The 17,632-nt window shown below is 68.4% G+C and carries 15 protein-coding genes and 1 tRNA gene; 8 read left to right on the top strand and 8 right to left on the bottom strand.

Annotated features, from left to right (window positions below; genetic code table 11):
- Window positions 1–14: 14 nt before the first annotated feature.
- Both ABD206_RS05865 and ABD206_RS05860 read right to left on the bottom strand, forming a co-directional pair.
- Window positions 15–752 carry an anaerobic ribonucleoside-triphosphate reductase activating protein gene (locus ABD206_RS05865; RefSeq protein ID WP_344070348.1) on the bottom strand — a complete coding sequence of 246 codons (738 nt, stop codon included), beginning with the start codon at window positions 750–752 and terminating at the stop codon, window positions 15–17.
- Complete coding sequence (locus ABD206_RS05860) at window positions 749–2,629, bottom strand: ribonucleoside triphosphate reductase (protein WP_344070346.1); 1,881 nt, start codon at window positions 2,627–2,629, stop codon at window positions 749–751. Before ABD206_RS05860 ends, ABD206_RS05865 begins: the two co-directional genes overlap by 4 nt.
- A gap of 244 nt (window positions 2,630–2,873) precedes the next feature.
- On the opposite strand from ABD206_RS05860, the gene ABD206_RS05855 reads away from it, so the two are divergent.
- Window positions 2,874–5,351 (top strand): FAD-dependent oxidoreductase, encoded by a 2,478-nt coding sequence (locus ABD206_RS05855; RefSeq protein WP_344070344.1) that lies wholly within the window; start codon window positions 2,874–2,876, stop codon window positions 5,349–5,351.
- An 81-nt stretch (window positions 5,352–5,432) separates the two neighbouring features.
- The gene (locus tag ABD206_RS05850; protein ID WP_344070342.1) at window positions 5,433–6,344 is read left to right on the top strand and encodes an NUDIX domain-containing protein; all 912 of its coding nucleotides are present in this window, start codon (window positions 5,433–5,435) and stop codon (window positions 6,342–6,344) included.
- Window positions 6,345–6,422: 78 nt separating this feature from the next.
- On the opposite strand, the gene ABD206_RS05845 is transcribed toward ABD206_RS05850, so the two are convergent.
- Genes ABD206_RS05845 through ABD206_RS05835 form a run of 3 tightly spaced genes read right to left on the bottom strand, consistent with a single transcriptional unit; the run spans window position 6,423 to window position 9,652 of the window.
- Window positions 6,423–7,835 carry an HNH endonuclease signature motif containing protein gene (locus ABD206_RS05845; RefSeq protein ID WP_344070340.1) on the bottom strand — a complete coding sequence of 471 codons (1,413 nt, stop codon included), beginning with the start codon at window positions 7,833–7,835 and terminating at the stop codon, window positions 6,423–6,425.
- A gap of 54 nt (window positions 7,836–7,889) precedes the next feature.
- Window positions 7,890–8,267 carry an RNA-binding S4 domain-containing protein gene (locus ABD206_RS05840; RefSeq protein WP_344070338.1) on the bottom strand — a complete coding sequence of 126 codons (378 nt, stop codon included), beginning with the start codon at window positions 8,265–8,267 and terminating at the stop codon, window positions 7,890–7,892.
- Window positions 8,264–9,652: an MFS transporter gene (locus tag ABD206_RS05835; RefSeq protein WP_344070336.1), complete on the bottom strand. Its 1,389-nt coding sequence runs from the start codon at window positions 9,650–9,652 to the stop codon at window positions 8,264–8,266. Before ABD206_RS05835 ends, ABD206_RS05840 begins: the two co-directional genes overlap by 4 nt.
- 104 nt (window positions 9,653–9,756) lie before the next feature.
- Between ABD206_RS05835 and ABD206_RS05830 the strand changes: the two genes are divergently transcribed.
- Window positions 9,757–9,830, top strand: a tRNA-Pro gene (locus ABD206_RS05830).
- A gap of 87 nt (window positions 9,831–9,917) precedes the next feature.
- Here the strand turns inward: ABD206_RS05830 and ABD206_RS05825 are convergent.
- Window positions 9,918–11,036 carry a class I SAM-dependent methyltransferase gene (locus ABD206_RS05825; RefSeq protein ID WP_344070334.1) on the bottom strand — a complete coding sequence of 373 codons (1,119 nt, stop codon included), beginning with the start codon at window positions 11,034–11,036 and terminating at the stop codon, window positions 9,918–9,920.
- Between the two features lie 153 nt (window positions 11,037–11,189).
- Here ABD206_RS05825 and ABD206_RS05820 point away from each other — a divergent pair, with 153 nt between their 5' ends.
- Window positions 11,190–11,993: a DUF1206 domain-containing protein gene (locus ABD206_RS05820; RefSeq protein ID WP_344070332.1), complete on the top strand. Its 804-nt coding sequence runs from the start codon at window positions 11,190–11,192 to the stop codon at window positions 11,991–11,993.
- A gap of 55 nt (window positions 11,994–12,048) precedes the next feature.
- Here the strand turns inward: ABD206_RS05820 and ABD206_RS05815 are convergent, their stop codons facing one another.
- Entirely contained in the window at window positions 12,049–12,597 is a 549-nt protein-coding gene (locus tag ABD206_RS05815) for a TetR/AcrR family transcriptional regulator (protein WP_344070330.1), read from the bottom strand.
- A 61-nt stretch (window positions 12,598–12,658) separates the two neighbouring features.
- Here ABD206_RS05815 and ABD206_RS05810 point away from each other — a divergent pair, with 61 nt between their 5' ends.
- The 3 genes from ABD206_RS05810 to ABD206_RS05800 all read left to right on the top strand — a co-directional run bounded on the left by ABD206_RS05810 (window position 12,659) and on the right by ABD206_RS05800 (window position 16,279).
- The gene (locus ABD206_RS05810; protein ID WP_344070328.1) at window positions 12,659–13,174 is read left to right on the top strand and encodes a DoxX family protein; all 516 of its coding nucleotides are present in this window, start codon (window positions 12,659–12,661) and stop codon (window positions 13,172–13,174) included.
- Between the two features lie 133 nt (window positions 13,175–13,307).
- A complete protein-coding gene (locus ABD206_RS05805; RefSeq protein ID WP_344070326.1) occupies window positions 13,308–14,468 on the top strand; it encodes a carbohydrate-binding domain-containing protein in 1,161 nt (386 codons plus the stop codon).
- Window positions 14,469–14,551: 83 nt separating this feature from the next.
- Entirely contained in the window at window positions 14,552–16,279 is a 1,728-nt protein-coding gene (locus ABD206_RS05800; protein WP_344070324.1) for a sensor histidine kinase, read from the top strand.
- 45 nt (window positions 16,280–16,324) lie between these two features.
- Here ABD206_RS05800 and ABD206_RS05795 read toward each other — a convergent pair whose 3' ends face one another.
- A complete protein-coding gene (locus ABD206_RS05795; protein WP_344070322.1) occupies window positions 16,325–17,056 on the bottom strand; it encodes a glutamine amidotransferase in 732 nt (243 codons plus the stop codon).
- Window positions 17,057–17,106: 50 nt separating this feature from the next.
- Between ABD206_RS05795 and ABD206_RS05790 the strand changes: the two genes are divergently transcribed.
- Window positions 17,107–17,631: a DUF1697 domain-containing protein gene (locus tag ABD206_RS05790; protein WP_344070320.1), complete on the top strand. Its 525-nt coding sequence runs from the start codon at window positions 17,107–17,109 to the stop codon at window positions 17,629–17,631.
- Window position 17,632 lies beyond the last annotated feature (1 nt).

The raw sequence follows: 17,632 nt of genomic DNA, 5'->3' as shown, positions 1-17,632 counted from the left end.
CATCGTTCGCGCGATCAGCGGGTCGTGAGATGGGCGAAGCGTCCGTCGAACTCGGCGGCGATCTGACCCACGAGGTCGGGGGAGCCATCGCCGGGCGAGCGTGTGGTCATCCGTGAACCGACGGCCCGCACGCGCTGCAGTGCCCAGCTGGCGACGCCCTCGGCCAGAAGTCGCTCGCCGAGGCCGCGCAGGGTCGCGGCATCCGTCAGGTCCGGGTGCACGGTGGTGCGCACCTCGTAGCCGAGGACCCGGTCGCCGTCCGCACGGTCGGCGGCGGCGAGGACCTTCTCCAACGATCGCCAGGCATGTGTGCCGCTGCCGCGTCGAGCGGTGACGGTCGCATAGTCGGATTCGTTCGCTTTGATGTCCAGGCCGATCCAGTCCACGTGCTCGAGGACGGCATCCAGTGCGGCGGGGAAGGCACCGGCCGTGTGCAGACCCACGGTGAAGCCGAGCTCTCGCACCTCGTCGATCGCCGGGCGCAGCGCGGCCTGCATCGTGGGCTCCCCGCCCGAGAAGACGACGCCATCCAGCAGCTGCCGCCGACGCTGCAGGAAGGCGTGGACATCTGCCCAGGAGATCGAGCCCGCAGTGTGCGGGTCGATGAGATCGGGATTGTGGCAGTAGCGGCAGTCCCACGGGCATCCCTGGAAGAACACGGTCGCCACCAGACGATCGGGCCAATCCACGCTCGACAGGCGCGAAAGCCCCGCGACGCGAGGTGCGAGGGTGTCCATGGCCGCCACGCTCATCGGGGGATCGCCGCCAGGGGGTGAGGCTCGTCGAACGCACGCGACTCGTCGAAGTAGACGCGCTCGGCCGCCTCACCCTGTTTGCCGATGTTGAACGAGGACACCGGGCGGAAGTACCCCATGACCCGCGTCCACACCTCGCACTCGCGGTCGCAGTCGGGACACCGGGGGTGATCGCCTGAGACGTAGCCGTGCGCGGGACAGATCGAGAAGGTCGGGGTCACCGTGATGTAGGGCAGTCGGAACCGCTCGAGGGCGCGCCGCACGAGTGTCTTGCAGGCCGCCGCCGAGCTCAGCGCCTCGCCCATGTAGAGGTGCAGGACGGTGCCGCCGGTGTACAGGTGCTGGAGCGGTTCCTGCAGCTCCATCGCCTCGAACGCGTCGTCGGTGAATCCCACCGGCAGCTGCGAGGAGTTCGTGTAGTACGGGTTCTCGCTGGTCCCGGCATGACGGATGCCGCCGCCCACGTCCCCCGCGCCGGCATTGCCGAAGCGAGCCAGATCCAGGCGGGCGAAGCGATAGGTGGCGCTCTCAGCGGGCGTGGCCTCGAGGTTGTACATGTGCCCGGTCTGCTCCTGGAACTCGACCATCCGTGCCCGGATGTGCTCGAGCATCCACATCGCCAGACCCGTCCCTTCCGGCGTGGTGACATCGGTGCGGTCGAGCGTGAAGTTGCGGACGAACTCGTTGATGCCGTTCACACCGATGGTCGAGAAGTGGTTCTCAAGCGTGCCGAGATAGCGCTTCGTGTAGGGGAACAGGCCCGCATCGATGTGGTGCTGGATGGTGACGCGCTTGGCTTCCAGGCTGTCGCGGGCGACCTCGAGCAGCTCGTCGAGGCGCGCGAGGACGGCGGGGGCGTCTCCGGGGTGCAGGTAGCCGAGGCGTGCGCAATTGAGCGTGACCACGCCCACGGATCCGGTCTGCTCGGCCGAGCCGAACAGACCGTTGCCGCGTCTGAGCAGTTCGGTGAGATCCAGTTGCAGGCGGCAGCACATCGACCGGATCATGCCGGGGTCGAGATCAGAGCTGATGAAGTTCTGGAAGTAGGGCAGGCCGTACCTCGCGGTCATCGCGAACAGGGCGTCGACGTTGGGCCCGTCCCAGTCGAAATCCTTCGTGATGTTGTAGGTGGGGATCGGGAACGTGAAGGCTCGGCCATCGGCATCCCCGTCGTTGTACACGTCGAGGAAGGCGCGGTTGATGATCGCCATCTCGTCGACCAGATCGCCGTAGGTGAAGTCCTGGACCGTGCCGCCGATCATGGGGTGCTGGTCGCGGAGATCCGGCGGGCACGTCCAGTCGAACGTGAGATTCGTGAAGGGAGTCTGCGTGCCCCAACGCGAGGGCACGTTCAGGTTGAAGACCAGTTCCTGCACGATCTGGCGCACCTGGGAGTACCCGAGAGCATCGACGCGGACGAAGGGGGCGAGGTAGGTGTCGACCGAGCTGAAGGCCTGGGCTCCGGCCCATTCGTTCTGGAGGGTGCCGAGGAAGTTCACCATCTGTCCTGCGGCTGCCGACAGGTGCCGCGGGGGACCGGAGGAGATGCGGCCGGGGATGCCGTTCAGGCCCTGTTCGAGCAGGGCCCGCAACGACCACCCCGCGCAGTAGCCGGCGAACATGTCGAGGTCGTGGATGTGGATGTCGCCCTCGCGGTGGGCGATGCCCGCTGCCGGGGCGTACACCTCATCGAGCCAGTAGTTGGCGATGAGTTTGCCCGACGCGTTCAGGATCATTCCGCCCAGGGAGTACCCCTGGTTCGCATTCGCGTTCACCCGCCAATCGGAGCGCGCGAGATACTCGTCGATGGTGTCTGCGACGGGAACCGAGCGGTGCGGAGCAGGAGCGGGGGCAGTGTCGGGGGAGGATTCCATGCGCGCACTATATGCAGGAGAAATTTTTCACGGCGCCACAATATGTGGTGGTTCACAATGGTCAGACCACAACATGTGATGTCGGTTGTGAGGCAGTACATCCTCGCGTGTCGAACCCGGGCCGGCCGGGGTTCGGGTGTACCCGCGGAAGGGAGGACCTAGGGCCTTACCCGACGGATACCCCGGGGAGTACCGTCGGACTCGAGGGTGCGGACCGCAGCCTCGGACGCAGAGGAGTTCCACCATGAAGATCGTTGTCGTCGGAGGAGTGGCCGGAGGAGCGTCGGTGGCGGCGCGTGCGCGCCGCCTCGACGAATCGGCCGAGATCGTGGTCCTGGAGCGCGGCGACTATGTGTCGTTCGCGAACTGCGGACTGCCGTACCACATCGGTGGTGTCATCGCCGATCGCAGCCGGCTGCTGCTGCAGACGCCCGAGAGTCTGCGTGAAGCCCTGGATCTGGACGTGCGCGTCGGTCAGGATGTGACCGGCATCGACCGCGAGGCGAAGACCGTCACGGTCACCGAGGTCGCCACCGGCCGGGAGTACACCGAGAGCTACGACGCTTTGGCGCTGTGTCAGGGCGCAGACCCGCTGCAGCTTCCGCTTCCCGGCATCGACCTGCCCGGCATCCATACGCTGCGCAACGTCGCCGACATGGACATCATCAAGTCGCGCCTCGACGACGCCCTCGCCGCGGCCGCCGCGAAGGGACGGCGTGCGAGCGCGGTCGTCATCGGCGCCGGCTACATCGGCGTGGAGATGGCCGAGAACCTGATCCATCGCGGCGCAGACGTGACGGTCGTGGAGCTCGCCGACCAGATTCTGCCGCCCCTGGACAAGGATGTGTCGATCCCGGTCGAACAGCACGCCAGGGGCCGGGGCGTCGAACTGCAGCTGGGAACGTCCGCTGCCGCGTTCGGTCTCGAGAAGGACGGCAAGCTCCGCGTCGAGTTGAACAACGGTCACGCGCTGAAGACCGACCTCGTGATCTTGTCCGCCGGGGTGCGGCCGAACGTCCGTCTCGCGAAGGACGCGGGTCTGGAGATCGGCGAGCGCGGCGGCATCGTCGTCGACACGCACATGAAGACATCCGACCCGCACATCTGGGCGGCAGGGGATGCCGTCGAGACCGCCCACACCGTCTTGCCGGGGCGCTGGATCACGCCGCTTGCCGGCCCCGCCAACCGTGAGGCGCGCGTCGCGGCCGAGAACATCTGCGGTCGTGACACCGAGTACGTCTCCACCCAGGGCACCTCGATCGTGAAGGTCTTCGAGATGACCGCGGGTGCCACCGGCGCCAATGAGCGTCAGCTGGAGCGGGCCGGCGTCGACTACCTCGTGGCCCACGTGCACCCTTCAGGTCATGCCGGCTACTATCCCGGCACCGCGCAGATGCACATCAAGGTGACGTTCTCGCCGACCGATGGACAGCTGCTCGGCGCCCAGATCGCCGGTTTCGACGGCGTCGACAAGCGGCTCGATGTCTTCGCGACCGCGATCCGGCTGGGCGCGACCGTGCACGACCTCGAGCACCTCGAGCTCGCCTATGCCCCGCCGTTCGGTTCGGCCAAGGACCCGGTCAACATGGCGGGCTTCGTCGCCAGCAACGTCCTGTCGGGCGATCTGAAGCTCTGGCACGCGAAGGACTACCCGGCCGCGACCGAAGGGTGTCGCATCCTCGATGTGCGCACTCCCGAGGAGTACGACATCTGGCACATCTCGGGGGCGGAGAACGCGCCGCTCGGCGAGATCCGCGAGTTGTCTGAGACCTGGGACAAGGACGTGCCGATCCGTCTGTACTGCGCGGTCGGCTTCCGCAGCTACCTCGCCTACCGGGCGCTCGTGCAGCGCGGCTTCACCGACGTGCGCACTCTGTCGGGCGGGTCGATCACGTTCCGCTTCTACCACGACCTCGAGCCGGTGGGCTTCGTCGCCAAGCCCGCCGAGATCCCGTATGCCGAAGCGACCGATCTTCTCGCGCAGGTGAAGGGGACCGGGCAGAGCGTCGACCTCGACTGCACGGGTCTGGCCTGCCCCGGGCCCATCATGCGCCTCACCACGCAGATGGATGAGCTCGCCCCCGGCGATGACGTCGTCGTCCACGTTTCGGACCCGGGCTTTGCGCATGACGCTCCGGCATGGGCGAACAGCCATGGCCACGAGATGCTCGCCATCAGCCCGGAAGGGCCGGGGTATGTCGCGACGTTCCGCAAGGGTGGGGCGAAGGAGGGCGGCATCGCCGTCCAGCCGCTGAACCAGACGTCCTTCGTCGTCTTCTCGGGGGACCTCGACAAGGCGATCGCGGCGTTCATCATCGCCAACGGTGCGCTCGCGATGGGGCAGAAGGTGTCGATGTTCTTCACCTTCTGGGGGCTGAACATGCTGCGTCGCCACGATGCGCCCCCGCGGGAGAAGAAGATCATGGACCGCATGTTCTCGATGATGATGCCCTCGGGCTCCGACCACCTGCCGCTGTCGCAAATGAACATGGCGGGCATGGGGCCGGCGATGATCAAGGACGTGATGAAGAAGCACAACGTGCCGACACTGGAGGAGTTGATGGAGTCGGCACGCGAGGGCGGGGCGCAATTGGTCGCCTGCACGATGACCATGGACCTGCTCGGCATCGCCGAGAGCGATCTGCAAGACGGAATCGACTTCGGCGGCGTCGCCACCTTCCTCGGCGAAGCACAGAAGTCGGGAACCACCCTGTTCATCTGAGGGATGGACGAGAGGCCCCGCACCCACTCCCAGGGCGCGGGGCCTCGCTTTTTCGTAACACGGGTGTGCGAGGCTGACAGAGTGACGATCGAACCACCCCGCCCCGGTGAGCCGCGCCGCCCGCACGGTCCGCGCGATCCCGGGGACGCGTGGGTGGTGGCCCCCACGGGCGAGCGGTACTGGGGGCGGTTCGGCGCCGCGGGGCTGCTGGCAATCGATGCCGAGCGCGGCGTGCTGCTGCAGCACCGCGTGGGGTGGAGCCACTTCGGCGGCACGTGGGCACTGCCCGGCGGGGCCCGCCACGAGGGTGAGAGCGCGGGCGACGCGGCCCTCCGAGAGGCCGCGGAGGAGGCGGCCGTCCCGATGGCGGCGGTCCGTGAGCGCTTTTGGAGCGTGCTGGATGTCGGAGTGTGGACCTACACGACCGTCGTCGCCGATGTGGTCGAGGCGTTCGAACCGGTGATCGCCGACGCCGAGAGCGTGGCGCTCGAGTGGGTGCCGGTCGATCAGGTCGATCAACGGCCGCTGCATCCGGGTTTCGAGGCGGCGTGGAAGAGGCTGCGGGATCTGGTGAGCCTGCGGCCCGTGGTGATCGTGGACGCGGCCAACGTTGTGGGCTCCGTTCCGGACGGCTGGTGGAAGGACCGCGCCGGGGCGGCGGGTCGGCTGTTGGAGCGGATCGGCACGTGGGCCGGAGCGGGGGTTCCTGCCGAGAACCTGGACCTTGCCGAGGACGTGTGGTTCCCGAGCGTGCGCGTCGTGCTCGAGGGACAGGCGAAAGCGGCCGCGCCCGCGGGCGCGCGGGGAGCCCTTGAGATCGTGCATGCGTCCGCCTCGGGCGATGACGCGATCGTCGCGGCGGCCGAGCACGCCGTCTCTCACGGCGAGATCGTCACGGTGGTCACGAGCGATCGCGGGCTCGCCGAGCGCGTCGCGAGCATCGGCGCGCAGACCCGCGGCGCGGGATGGCTGCGCGAGATGCTCGACGCGTAGTGCGTGGTTCCCGGATGGACCGGATGATAGGCGTGGCGACATCAGGCCGGCCGGAGCGCCGCGAGCGAGAGCAGCCGGTCAGAATGGCGGAGGATCGGGCGGTCGCACGTCGTCGGGCGGCCGGTACGAGGAGTCGGGATGGCTATCATCCAGGGGACGGAATCGGACACGCTCGCCGGCAACCAGCTCACGGGGCGGTCGGTCCATGTAGTGCTTCCCACCGGGGCTCGTCCACGCCAGAACACCGCCGGGCCGCTGGACGACCTGCCACGGCGTCGCGTGCTTCAGCGAGTGGTGTCTGCGGCAGAGATGCGCAAGATTCGACGCGCTCGTTGGGCCGCCCCGCGCGGCATCCACCGTGTGATCGATGTCGCAGCGGAACGTCGGCATGCGGCAGCCGGGGAAGCGGCAGTGTTCGTCCCGCACCCGGAGCGTGCGCCGCAGGTGCTCGCTCGGGCGGTAACGGTCGACCTCGAGCACATTCCCCGACACCGGATCTGTCAGTACGCGGTCCCATCCGGGAGCGGTGCCGGTGAGCGTGCGTGCGGTGGTGATGTCTACCGGACCGCGTCCGATGAGTTCGGCGGGCGTGTCCTGTGTGCCGATGAGGGAGAGGACGGGCACACGCAGTTCGACGCGCGCCTGGATGTTGCCGAGCGGGCCCGAACCGGCCGCCCCGGCCATCGACTCGGGAGTGGACGCGAGCAGCAACTCGCAGAGGATGTCGGCGCGACGCTGGTCGATGGTGCGTCGATCGGGCTGGGGGACCTCGGTGTCGGTGTCGGTGTCGGTGTCGGTGTCGGTCGAGGTCGAGGTCGAGGTCGAGGCCGCGACGTCGTGAGAGAGCCGTGCGAACTGCGTGAGGCGGTCGTGGATGCCGTACGCCAGAAGTGCCGGCAACGGGGCGATGAGCTCGGCCATCCCGTCGTCGAGATCGACGACCCGTACGGCACGCTCGGCTCGCCGAACCTTGTGCCGCTCTTCGAACGTGGCGGCACTGAGCTGCGCGGCCAGGCGCTGCGCCGCGGGGCGCACGCGCGACACTGACTCGACCTCGGCAAGCGGCACGATCACCTCCTCGTATTCGGCGCGTGCGTGATCGTCGGCGATAGCCAGTCCCGCGTCGCAGATCACGCGAAGGTGCGCGCGGCTGATTCGTCCCTCCGACAGTGACCGGAAGGCCGCCGGCATCCTCGTCATCTGCTCGGCTGCGTCTGCCATCTGCCGCTGGATCGTGCGGTCGCTGACGCGCAGTTGCGCGCCGATCTCTGCGGCAATGGACCTCAGCGGCATGTCGCGCTCGCGAGACGCGGCGCTCTCGAGCTGGTCGGCCTCTTGGTGTGCGATCTCCATGGCGACCGCCAGCGTGGCGATCTCGGCCGCCTGCAATGTCGCGATCGTCGAACGCAGCATCGCGACGCGCTTTGCCAGCCCGGCGATGACCTCGGCGGCACGGGGCTTCGAGGGCTGTGCGGCGAGCTCGTCGGTCATGGCTTCACTGTGTCATGGACCTCCGACATTGCCTCGAGCACTGAGGGGGAGCGGTCAGCGCCCGCGGAGCTTGTCGATCTCGCGCCGCTCGCGTTTGGTGGGGCGACCCGCCCCGCGATCGCGGACGGGAACGAAGGGGGTCTCTTCTCGCGACGGGGGAGGAGGCGTCCTGTCCTCCACGGCGAGGGCTGCCTGCGGCGCACCGACGCGCTTCACGATCGGTTCCCGTACGACGAGGATCCGATCGAACCCTGCGATGCGCACGCGCAGCTCGTCGCCGGGCTTCACCTGTTGCGCCGCCTTCGCCCGATCGCCGTTGACCCGCACATGCCCTGCGCGGCATGCGGTCGTCGCCGCCGATCGGGTCTTGTAGACGCGCACGGCCCACAGCCAGGCGTCCACCCGCGCCGACAGTCGCTGTTCGCCACTCATTCGTCGAGGGTAGCGCCGCGCGGCAGCAGCAGAGAGGCGGCGAACGCTCCGGCGGCCACCAGGCACAGGAATGTGAACGCGAGGGAGAAGGAGGACGCGGCCGGGTCATCGCCGCCGAGCGCGACCAGCGAGGCGGCACCCGCGGCGCCGAATGCCCCGCCCACCTGTCGGGCGAGCACGTTGACGCCGCTCACCGCCGCGACCTCCGGGTCGGGGGAGGCGTCGATGAGGATGTTCAGGACGCCGGCGGATGCCGTGGCGATGCCCGCGCCGGCGACGATCGACCCAGTGAGCAGTGCCGGGAGGGAGTGGGAGCTCGCGGCCAGGATGACGGCGCCCACGGCCGTGGCTGCCGCGCCGAGCACCGCCGGCCCGCGGCGCCCGAGGAGCCGCCGGAACACCCCCGCGAGCGGTCCGACCGCCGCCATGGCGAGGGTCGCCGGAAGCAGGATCAGTCCCGCCACGAGAGGGCTGTTGGTCTCGCCGGTCCGGGTCAGCTCGATGAAGATCGGCAGCACGACGAAGGTGGCGAACAGCGTTGCTCCCAGCAGGAGCGCGACGAGGTGGGAGCTCCAGATCGGCCGAGCTCGCAGCGAGACGGTCGTGTCATCCGCACGTCGTCGCCTGGTCGCGCGCCAGGCCCACACCAGGAGAAGTGTCGCGCCCGCCAGTGCGCATGCGGCCGTCGCGAGCTCGGGGTACGGCATCCGGGGCGCCTCGGTGATTGCGAGGAGCAGTCCGGCTACGCCGCCGGCGAGCAGGAGTGGGCCGACGAGATCGAGCCGATGACCGGCGGTCGGAGCGACGCGCGGGAGGAGCATCAGTGCGAGGACCTCCGCTGCGGCGAGCATCCCGAACGGCACCCATGAGAGCGCCTGTGTGCCCAGCGTTTCGACGAGGAGACCCGAGACGACAACCCCGAGTGCGGTGCCCGTCGCGAAAGCGCTGGCGAGGATGCCGACCAGCAGCGCTCGACGGTGGGGCGGCGCGATGTGGGTGGCGATCGAGATGGCGAGCGGGAGCACGCCTCCGCCCAGCCCCACGAGCACGCGCCCCGCGATGAGGGTCTCAAGACTCGACGCCAGCCCGGTGATGGCCAGGCCGACGAGCAGGACCGGAATGAGCAGACGCAGCACCCGTCGAGAGCCGAACGTGTCGCCGAGCCGACCGATCGTGGGCGCGGTGATCGCCGCCACGATGAGTGTGCTCGTGAGCGTCCAGCTGGACTCGGCCGCCGTCGTGCCGAAGCGTTCGGCGGTCAGCGCAAGTGTGGGTGCGGTCATCGACAGGGGCAGAGCCGCGCCCACCGTGGCGAGGGTGAGCGTGGTGACCTTGGCGCCGGTGTGCACGTGGCGGAGCGTGTGGGTCGCCCGTGATGCGCTCATCGCTCCAGGTTAGTGACGCGCGCCGCGCCCGGTGTGCCCCCGGTTATCGGCAGTGCGCCGGACCGGGTAGGATAGGGGAGTTGTCCGCACGAAGGTGCGGATTCCGGGATGTGGCGCAGCTTGGTAGCGCACTTGACTGGGGGTCAAGGGGTCGCAGGTTCAAATCCTGTCATCCCGACCGGAACGCGAAAGGGTCCGCCGAATGGCGGGCCCTTTCGCGTTCCGCGAGCGGATGACCCAGGTGGAGCGCATCCCGACCGAACCCTCAGTGACGGGTCGAGACGGTGACGGTGAACTTGGCATTGCGTGCGACCTGCTGAGTGGGGCCGATCGCACGCTCCAGCAGCGGTCGATACTTCAGCGCGGAGTTCCAGACGCACCACAGCTGGCCCCCCGGGCGCAGGACCCGTGCGACGTCGGTGAACATGCGGGGTGCGATGAGGTCGGTCACCGCGGCGGACGAGTGGAACGGCGGGTTCAACGCGATGAGGGACGCGCTGTCGGAAGGTCTCTCGCCGAGCATGTCGTCACGTACCACCTCAACGCGGTCGTCGATGCCGTTGGCGCGCATCGTCGCCCGCGCAGACGCCACCGCGATCGAGGACTGATCGCACGCGTACACATGTGCGTCGGGATGTCGCGTCGCCATCCACGCACCGATGATTCCCGTGCCGCAGGCCAGATCGATGAAGGGATCGCTTTGCGTACCGCCGCCCGGACTATCGGGAAGGCTCTCAAGGAGAAGGCGGGTGCCGATGTCGAGCCGTGCGCCCGCGAAGGCTCCGCCGTATGCGCGCACCTCAATGCCCTCGACCCGCGCGCCGGCAGGAATCGGGTCGCGGCCATCCCGAGGCTCGCGGGCGATCAGAACCCTCGACTTCTGGCGGGCATGACTGACATCGAGCCGACCGAAGTGCTCGCTGATGATCGCGTTCATCGACACCGACATGTGCTTGAGACGCCCACCTGCGATGACGACGACGGCGGGGTCGGCGTGCGCGGCGATCAGGCCGACGATGTCGCGGAGAGCATCGAGGGAGCGGGGGAGTCGGAGCAGGACGATCCGCGCTGCGCTCACCAGCTCGGTGTCGAGGGGGAGCTGGCGGAAGCGGCCACTGAAGTCGATGCGAGAGGCATTGGCCTCGAGTGCGCGTTCGCCGGTGACCGCATCGATATGGGTGCGAATCCCGCTCGCGCCGGCGCCGGCTACCCCGAGCGTGAGGGCACCATACAGGTCGTTGATCACGACGATGTCGCCTGGTTGGGCATCCGCGCGCAGGTCTGCGGATTCGTCGAGGATCAATCGATCTGCCGCGTCGACGGCGACAAGCCCCGGACCCTCGACGTCGGGCCAACGCCGCAGACCGTCGAAGATCTCACTCACCGCATCACGTCGCTCTCACCGGAGACGATGCGCGGGGGAAGGCCGGTCACGGAGAGAGCCTAACCGCAGGCCCGCGGGCTCGCGGTGCTCCGTCGATCAGACGGTGCCGCAAACGGGGGCCTGGTGCGCGGTAGCCGGGAGTAGGCTGCCGCGATGGGCACACCCACGGCTGCAGCGCGGGCGACGCAGGATTCGCCCGCGTTCCGTGCGATCGCTCGCACCGGATATGTCGTGCTCGGTCTCGTGCACATCGTCATCGGGGGCATCGCGATCTCGCTCGCCACGGGCGGCGGTGGCGATGCTGACCAGGGCGGCGCGATGGAGAGTATCCGCCAGACCCTTGTGGGGATTCCGCTGCTGTGGGTCATCGGCGTGGGCTTGCTGGCACTGGCGGTGTGGCAGATCGCCGACGCATTCCTGGAGCGCGACCCTGATACGAAGAAGAGGTGGGCGTACCGGGTCAAGTACCTGGGCACCGCCGTCGCCTACATCGCGATCGCCGGGACGGCCCTCGTCTACGCGCTCGGCGGCGAGGCGGACTCGTCGGAGTCGACGCAGGCGCTCAGTGCGGCCCTGCTCGCCACGCCGGGCGGCGTCATCCTGCTCACCATCATCGGCCTCGTCGTCGGTGTGATCGGTGTCGTCTTCATCGTGCGCGGCGTCACCAAACGGTTTGAGAGCCATCTCGCGCTCCCGGATGGAATCGCGGCCAAGGGCATCGTGACTCTCGGTGTGATCGGGTATGTCGCGAAAGGGGTCGCCATCGCGATCACCGGGGTACTCTTCGTCGCGGCCGCGGTGACACGCGACCCGGAGGCCGCCGGCGGGCTGGATGCCGCCCTCCGCGCTCTCACCCAGTTGCCGTTCGGGCCCGTGGTGTTGTGGATCGTCGGCGCGGGACTGGTGATCTACGGTGTGTACTGCTTCGCGCGTTCCCGCTACGCACAGATGAGGTGAGTGGTGTGGCACACCGTGCGCCGCGTCCGGAGACCCGGACAACGATGGTGGCGGACTACCGAGCGAAGCGGAGGCGTTGCGTGACCTCGCGTGCGAGGGCCACCGAATCCGCCGGTGCCGGCACGGCTCCGCTGAGCAGGATGCCCGCGAGGCCGTGGACGAGCGCGAACGCCGCATACGCCCCCGCACCTTCCGCTGGCGAGTCGGGATCCTCGTGCCGTGCGACCGCGGCGGTGAGCGCCGTCCACGCGGCCGCGCGAGCACTGCGCAGGGAGTCATCGTCCTCGTCGAGAAGGCGCGGCTCCCACATGACGGCGTAGTGCCCAGGGTGCGCCAGCGCCCACTGCACATAGGTGACACCCATCGCATAGATGTCGTCGTGATAGTTCTCGATGGCCGCGCCGAGTGCCTCGAAGCCTTGGATCGCAAGCGCAGTGAGCAGCCCCTGCCGCGTGCCGAAGTGGTGGACCGGTGCGGAGTGGGACACGCCCGCGCGGCGCGCGAGCTCGCGGAGGGAGATCGACTCGGGGCTTTGTGAGGCGGCCATCTCGGCTGCGCTGTCGAGCAACTGACGAGGCAGATCTCCGTGGTGATAGGTCGTCACGGGGGAAGCATATCTTGTCAGTGTCAAGTTTGCGCACTACGCTGATCTAGACACTGACAAGATGGGTGTGACTGTGATTCTTCTCCTTCCCCTAGTGATTGCGACGCTGATCGCTCGCGCCGGAGCCGGGCTTCTTGCCCGCAAGGATCGCCGAGCGCAGGCATGGTCGACATGGCCGGCCGCGGCGGGAATCGGCGTGAGTGTCGTGTTCGTCTCGGCGAGCGTCACCCACTTCATCGAGCCGCAACGGTCGGGACTGATCGCGATCGTGCCGGACATCTTGCCTGCGCCGGATCTGATCGTGACGGCCTCTGGAGTCCTCGAGCTGGCTCTCGCCGCCGGCCTGGTGGTCCCACGGACGCGTCGGGTCGCAGCCGTCGCCGCGGTCGTGCTGCTTGTCCTGATGTTCCCGGCGAACATCGTGGCCGCTGCCGGGGTGGACAATCCCGCCGCGCCGTCGACACCCCTGGTACCTCGCGCGATCGCCCAGCTCGTGTTCGTTGTTGCGGCTGTCATCGCGGCCCTTCCGGGTCGCGCGCGAGGCACCGAGCTCCCCGGTGCCGGCGGAGGCCGCTGACCCGACGATGGCGGGCCTGTTCACCGCTTCCGCAGGGAAGACTCCGCCGCGGCATAGACCTGTCATAGAAAGTCCATAGACCTGATTGGTGGACTCTTCTCACGCCGACAGAACCCCGAGGCAAGGAGACACCATGAGACGACTCGTCCTCACCACCACCGCGCTCGCGGCATCCGCACTTCTGATCGCGGGATGCGCGACGACGGTCACCACCCCTGCCGCCGAGACCACGACCTCGACGTCTGCCTCGGAGACCGTGACGACCTCGACGGTCGACACCAGCAACTCGAGCGGTGACATCGACTGGAGCGCGCTGCCGACGACCGAGGTGACGCTCACCGACGAAGGGCTCACCATCACCGAAGCGGGGACGTATGTGCTCAGCGGGTCGACCACCGGACAGATCATCGTGAACGCGGACGGCAATGTCCGCATCATCCTGAACGGTGTCACGATCGCCAGCTCTGAGGGAGCGGCGATCCAGGTCGACGAGGCCGAAACCACCGTGATCGAACTCGCGGACGGGACGACCAACACCGTTTCGGATGCCTCCACCCGCGCCGACGAGGAGATCGACGGGGCCATCTACTCCTCCGACGACCTGATCATCACCGGCACCGGCACGCTCGATGTCACCGCCAACTTCGCTGACGGCATCGTCGGCAAGGACGACCTCTGGATCGAGTCGGGCACGATCACCGTCACGAGCGTCGACGACGGCATCCGCGGCAAGGACTCGCTGACCATCAGCGGCGGCACGATCACGATCGATGCCCAGGGTGACGGCATGAAGTCGACCAACGACACCGACGCGGGCGAGGGACAGCTCGTGATCTCCGGCGGCGACATCACCATCACCACCGGCGACGACGCCGTCAAGGCCGAGCAGCAGGTGACCATCACCGGCGGCACCCTCGACATCGTCTCGTCCGTGGAGGGCATTGAGGCGCCGGTCATCGTCATCGACGGCGGCACCATCAGCGTCAACGCCTCGGATGACGGCATCAACGCCGCCGCGTCGGAGATCGTCACGAGCGGTCTGAAGATCACGATCAACGGCGGCGACATCACGATCGTCATGGGATCCGGTGACACCGACGCGATCGACAGCAATGGTGATCTGGCGATCACCGGTGGCACCATCGACATCACCGCGCAGTCCGCGACCGACTTCGACGGCACCGGGACCTTCACCGGCGGCACCCTCATCGTCAACGGGACGCAGGTCACCACGCTGAGCCAGTCCATGGGCGGAGGCATGGGTGGCGGTATGGGCGGCGGCGGTCGCCCCTGATCGTGAGTACGCCTTCACACGGCGGGTGCGCTCCCCTCCCGGGAAGCGCACCCGCTACGGTGTTCGTCTGTGAGGAGTCACCGATGACGCCCCGTCCCGGGGGGCGCGTCCAGCGTGCGGCCACCGTCTGGTGGGAGGCCGTCTCCGGTGGTGCCTTCTACAACCGGTGGAGTGCCTGGCTTTCCTTGGTGCTCGCGAGCCTGGTCGCGGTGCCGACGCTCGAGCAGGGGGCGCCGACGGGGTATGCGAAAGCCGTCATCGTGGCGGCTATCGGTTGGGTGCTGCTTGCCGCGATGGCCGTCCCGGCCGCGATCGCCGAACGCCGCTGGAGCTCGCGCACGGCGCGTGGGGTGGTCGTGTTGGCAGTGCTGCTGCTGGCCGCGTCCCTTCGCGGACCGCTCAACGACCTGCTGAGCGTGTGGGTGTGGGGTCTGAACAGCGAGGGTGAGAGCGGCTTCGGGGCGCGCGCGGTGTCGAACGCACTCGCCGCGCTCGCGCTGTTCTCCTTCGTGGCGATCGCACACACCCAGTACGCCCGACGGCGGGCCATCGGCGCGCGGCTCGAGAACGCGATCGCACCGTTGCGCGCTCGTCTCCGACTGGCACAAGCGCACGCGGATGAGACCCCCGAGATCCTCGCAGCGACAGCGCAGCGCCTGCGTGCGGACCGGGACAGGATGCTCGCGGGCACGATCGACTTCGAGGCCGTGAGCGCGTACGCCGCCGACGTCCGCGCCGAAAGCCACAGATTCGAGGAGCGTGCCAACGCGACCGACGTCGCGGAGGTGTCTGGGACGGATGCCGTGGACGTGCAACCCGAGCCGCGCCGATCGCTCTCGCAGCGACTCGCGGCCCCGCCGTGGGCGGTCGCTGCGCTGGTCTACTGCATCGCGACCGCGCCGTTCTCGATCCCCACGGGCGGGTGGGGCATCTTCGCGATCGGGGTCGTCGGGCTTGTCATCATCGATGTGATCGGCAACATCGTCGTCCGGTGGCTCATCCCCGCACCCGGGACACCGGGGCGCCCGGTGTGCTTCATCGGCACCTGGGTACTCGCGGGCATCGCCGTGGCCGCGCTCTCACACGCCATCCTGCCCGGGATCGGCATGCTGGCCTACGTCGGCATCATCGCCTTCCCGGGGCTCATACTCATCGTCTCGCTCTCGATGGATGCGATGCGTGTGGCCAGCAGCGCGGCCGGGCGATCCGAGCTCATTCTCACGCAGGTCGCACGCTACGTCGCCGAGGAGACCGCTCGTGGCTCGGATCCGCTCCGACAGGCAGTCGGGTTGCTGCACGGTCGCGTGCAGGGTCGGTGTGTCATCCTCGCCGCCCAGGCCGACGACGGCACCCCGTCGGCGACGCAGATCGCCGAGTTTCGCGCGCAGACAGACGAGGCGTTCGACGATCTGCTCTCTCCGGTGAACGACACGGAGGTCCGGCGCGGTTCCCTGGGCGGCACCGCCCTCGGGCCGCTCGATCGGATGGTCGCGGCGTGGCGCGCGGTGATGGAGATCAGCCTGACGATCGCGCCGGACGCCGTGACGGCGCTCGCGGACCGGGAGGTCGCAGAGGGCGCGGCCGACGTGGTGAACGAAGCGCTCGTGAACGCTGTGAAGCACTCGGGTGCCCGTCAGGCATCGGTGGCGGTGTCCCGCGCCGAAGAAACGGGTCTGCGTGTGCAGATCACGTCCCCGGGCACTCTCGCCGCACCCGTTCACCGCGCGGCGGGAATCGGTGCGAGTCGACCGGGGGTGACGATTCGGCAATCGGGTGCTGACGTCGTGCTCGACGCCGTGGTCGCCGGGTGACCGGGCGGCTGCGGCAGAGTACTTCGGCGACGCGCGTTCGGTGACTCAGCGCGCGTAGCGCTCCGCGAACGTGCGGAGCATCCGGCTCGTGTGTACGACCTCGCGTCGGCGCACCGCTGCTAGGGGGATTTCGAGGGCATCGGGGGAGAAGTAGCCGTAGTCCGCGTACGCGTGGATGCGACTGTCGATGCCTTCGAGGTCCAGCTCGGGGTGGAACTGTGTGGCATAGACGTTGTGACCGACGCGGAACATCTGCACGGGGCAGCTCGCCGAAGTGGCCAGCAGCGTCGCGGACGCGGGGAGCGAGGCGGCCGCCTCCTTGTGTCCGACGAATGCATCGAAGGCCAGCGGCATCCCCGTGGTGAGCGGGTCGGCGGCGCCGGCGTCTGTGAGTGTCACTTCGACGACGCCGACCGGCTCGCCGTAGGTGCGGTCGATCGTCGCACCCTGGTGCGCTCCCAGGCTCCCGACCCCGTAGCAGGCGCCGAGGAACGGGAAGTCGCGTTCGACGACCTCGTCCAGAAGGGCGTGCATCTCGCTCTCGACGCGTCGCTGCACCGCCGACTTCGACGCCTCCGGATCAGAGGTGTTGAACGGACTGCCGCCGACGAAGATCCCCGAGAGCTCGTTCAGATCGAGCGCGGGCATGGCAGCGGATTCGAGCCGGATGCGGCGCAGCTCGTTCTCACGCAGACCCGCGTACCGCAGGAACAGCTCGTACTCCTCATCGGCGACGCGATCCTCGGCGCGCGTGGCCAGCAGCACGAACGGTTTCACTCTGACAGCGTAGGTGGTCCCGTGTCGCGGGCCCCCGCTACCGTCGGAGTATGACGGATTGGGTCGCGCTGCTCCGCGGTGTCAATGTGGGTGGGATAACGATCCGCTCTGCCGAGCTGGCCGAGCTGTTCCGGTCCCTCGGTTTTTCCTCAGTACGCACAGTGCTCGCGTCGGGGAATGTGGCGTTCGGTGCCGACGGGGAGCGCGGCGCGCTGAAAGCTCGGATCGAGGCAGCCCTCAGTGAGCGCTTCTCCTACGATGCCTGGGTGATTCTGGTGACCCGGGCGGAGGTCTCGGCGGCGATCGCGGATTTCCCGTTCGATGCCGAGGTCGAGGAGCGTCAGCCCTGGGTGATCTTCTGCGCGGATGCCGAATGCCATCGTGATCTGATGGCAGCGGCATCCACGCTGGATCCGGTCGTCGACCCCGTCGCCGCGGGCGCGCAGGTCGTGTACTGGAATCCGGTGAAGGGCACGACTGTGAGCTCTCCCTTCGCGAAGGTCCTCGCGCGGTCGCGATTCACAGCCGTCACGACCAATCGCAACCTGCGGACCCTCAGGAAGATCGTCGGCTGAG

The sequence above is a fragment of the Microbacterium sediminicola genome (assembly GCF_039531125.1).
GTDB classification, from domain to species: Bacteria; Actinomycetota; Actinomycetes; order Actinomycetales; family Microbacteriaceae; genus Microbacterium; species Microbacterium sediminicola.
The sequence above is the reverse complement of the archived record's forward strand: the minus strand, read 5'-3'. Positions and strand labels throughout refer to the sequence as shown.

What these genes read in the sequence shown, in the direction of transcription:
- ABD206_RS05865 (WP_344070348.1), bottom strand. Translation starts at nt 752, where the DNA reads ATGAGCGTGGCGGCCATGGACACCCTCGCACCTCGCGTCGCGGGGCTT.
- ABD206_RS05860 (WP_344070346.1), bottom strand. Translation starts at nt 2,629, where the DNA reads ATGGAATCCTCCCCCGACACTGCCCCCGCTCCTGCTCCGCACCGCTCG.
- ABD206_RS05855 (WP_344070344.1), top strand. Translation starts at nt 2,874, where the DNA reads ATGAAGATCGTTGTCGTCGGAGGAGTGGCCGGAGGAGCGTCGGTGGCG.
- ABD206_RS05845 (WP_344070340.1), bottom strand. Translation starts at nt 7,835, where the DNA reads ATGACCGACGAGCTCGCCGCACAGCCCTCGAAGCCCCGTGCCGCCGAG.
- ABD206_RS05840 (WP_344070338.1), bottom strand. Translation starts at nt 8,267, where the DNA reads ATGAGTGGCGAACAGCGACTGTCGGCGCGGGTGGACGCCTGGCTGTGG.
- ABD206_RS05835 (WP_344070336.1), bottom strand. Translation starts at nt 9,652, where the DNA reads ATGAGCGCATCACGGGCGACCCACACGCTCCGCCACGTGCACACCGGC.
- ABD206_RS05820 (WP_344070332.1), top strand. Translation starts at nt 11,190, where the DNA reads ATGGGCACACCCACGGCTGCAGCGCGGGCGACGCAGGATTCGCCCGCG.
- ABD206_RS05810 (WP_344070328.1), top strand. Translation starts at nt 12,659, where the DNA reads ATGGGTGTGACTGTGATTCTTCTCCTTCCCCTAGTGATTGCGACGCTG.
- ABD206_RS05805 (WP_344070326.1), top strand. Translation starts at nt 13,308, where the DNA reads ATGAGACGACTCGTCCTCACCACCACCGCGCTCGCGGCATCCGCACTT.
- ABD206_RS05800 (WP_344070324.1), top strand. Translation starts at nt 14,552, where the DNA reads ATGACGCCCCGTCCCGGGGGGCGCGTCCAGCGTGCGGCCACCGTCTGG.
- ABD206_RS05790 (WP_344070320.1), top strand. Translation starts at nt 17,107, where the DNA reads ATGACGGATTGGGTCGCGCTGCTCCGCGGTGTCAATGTGGGTGGGATA.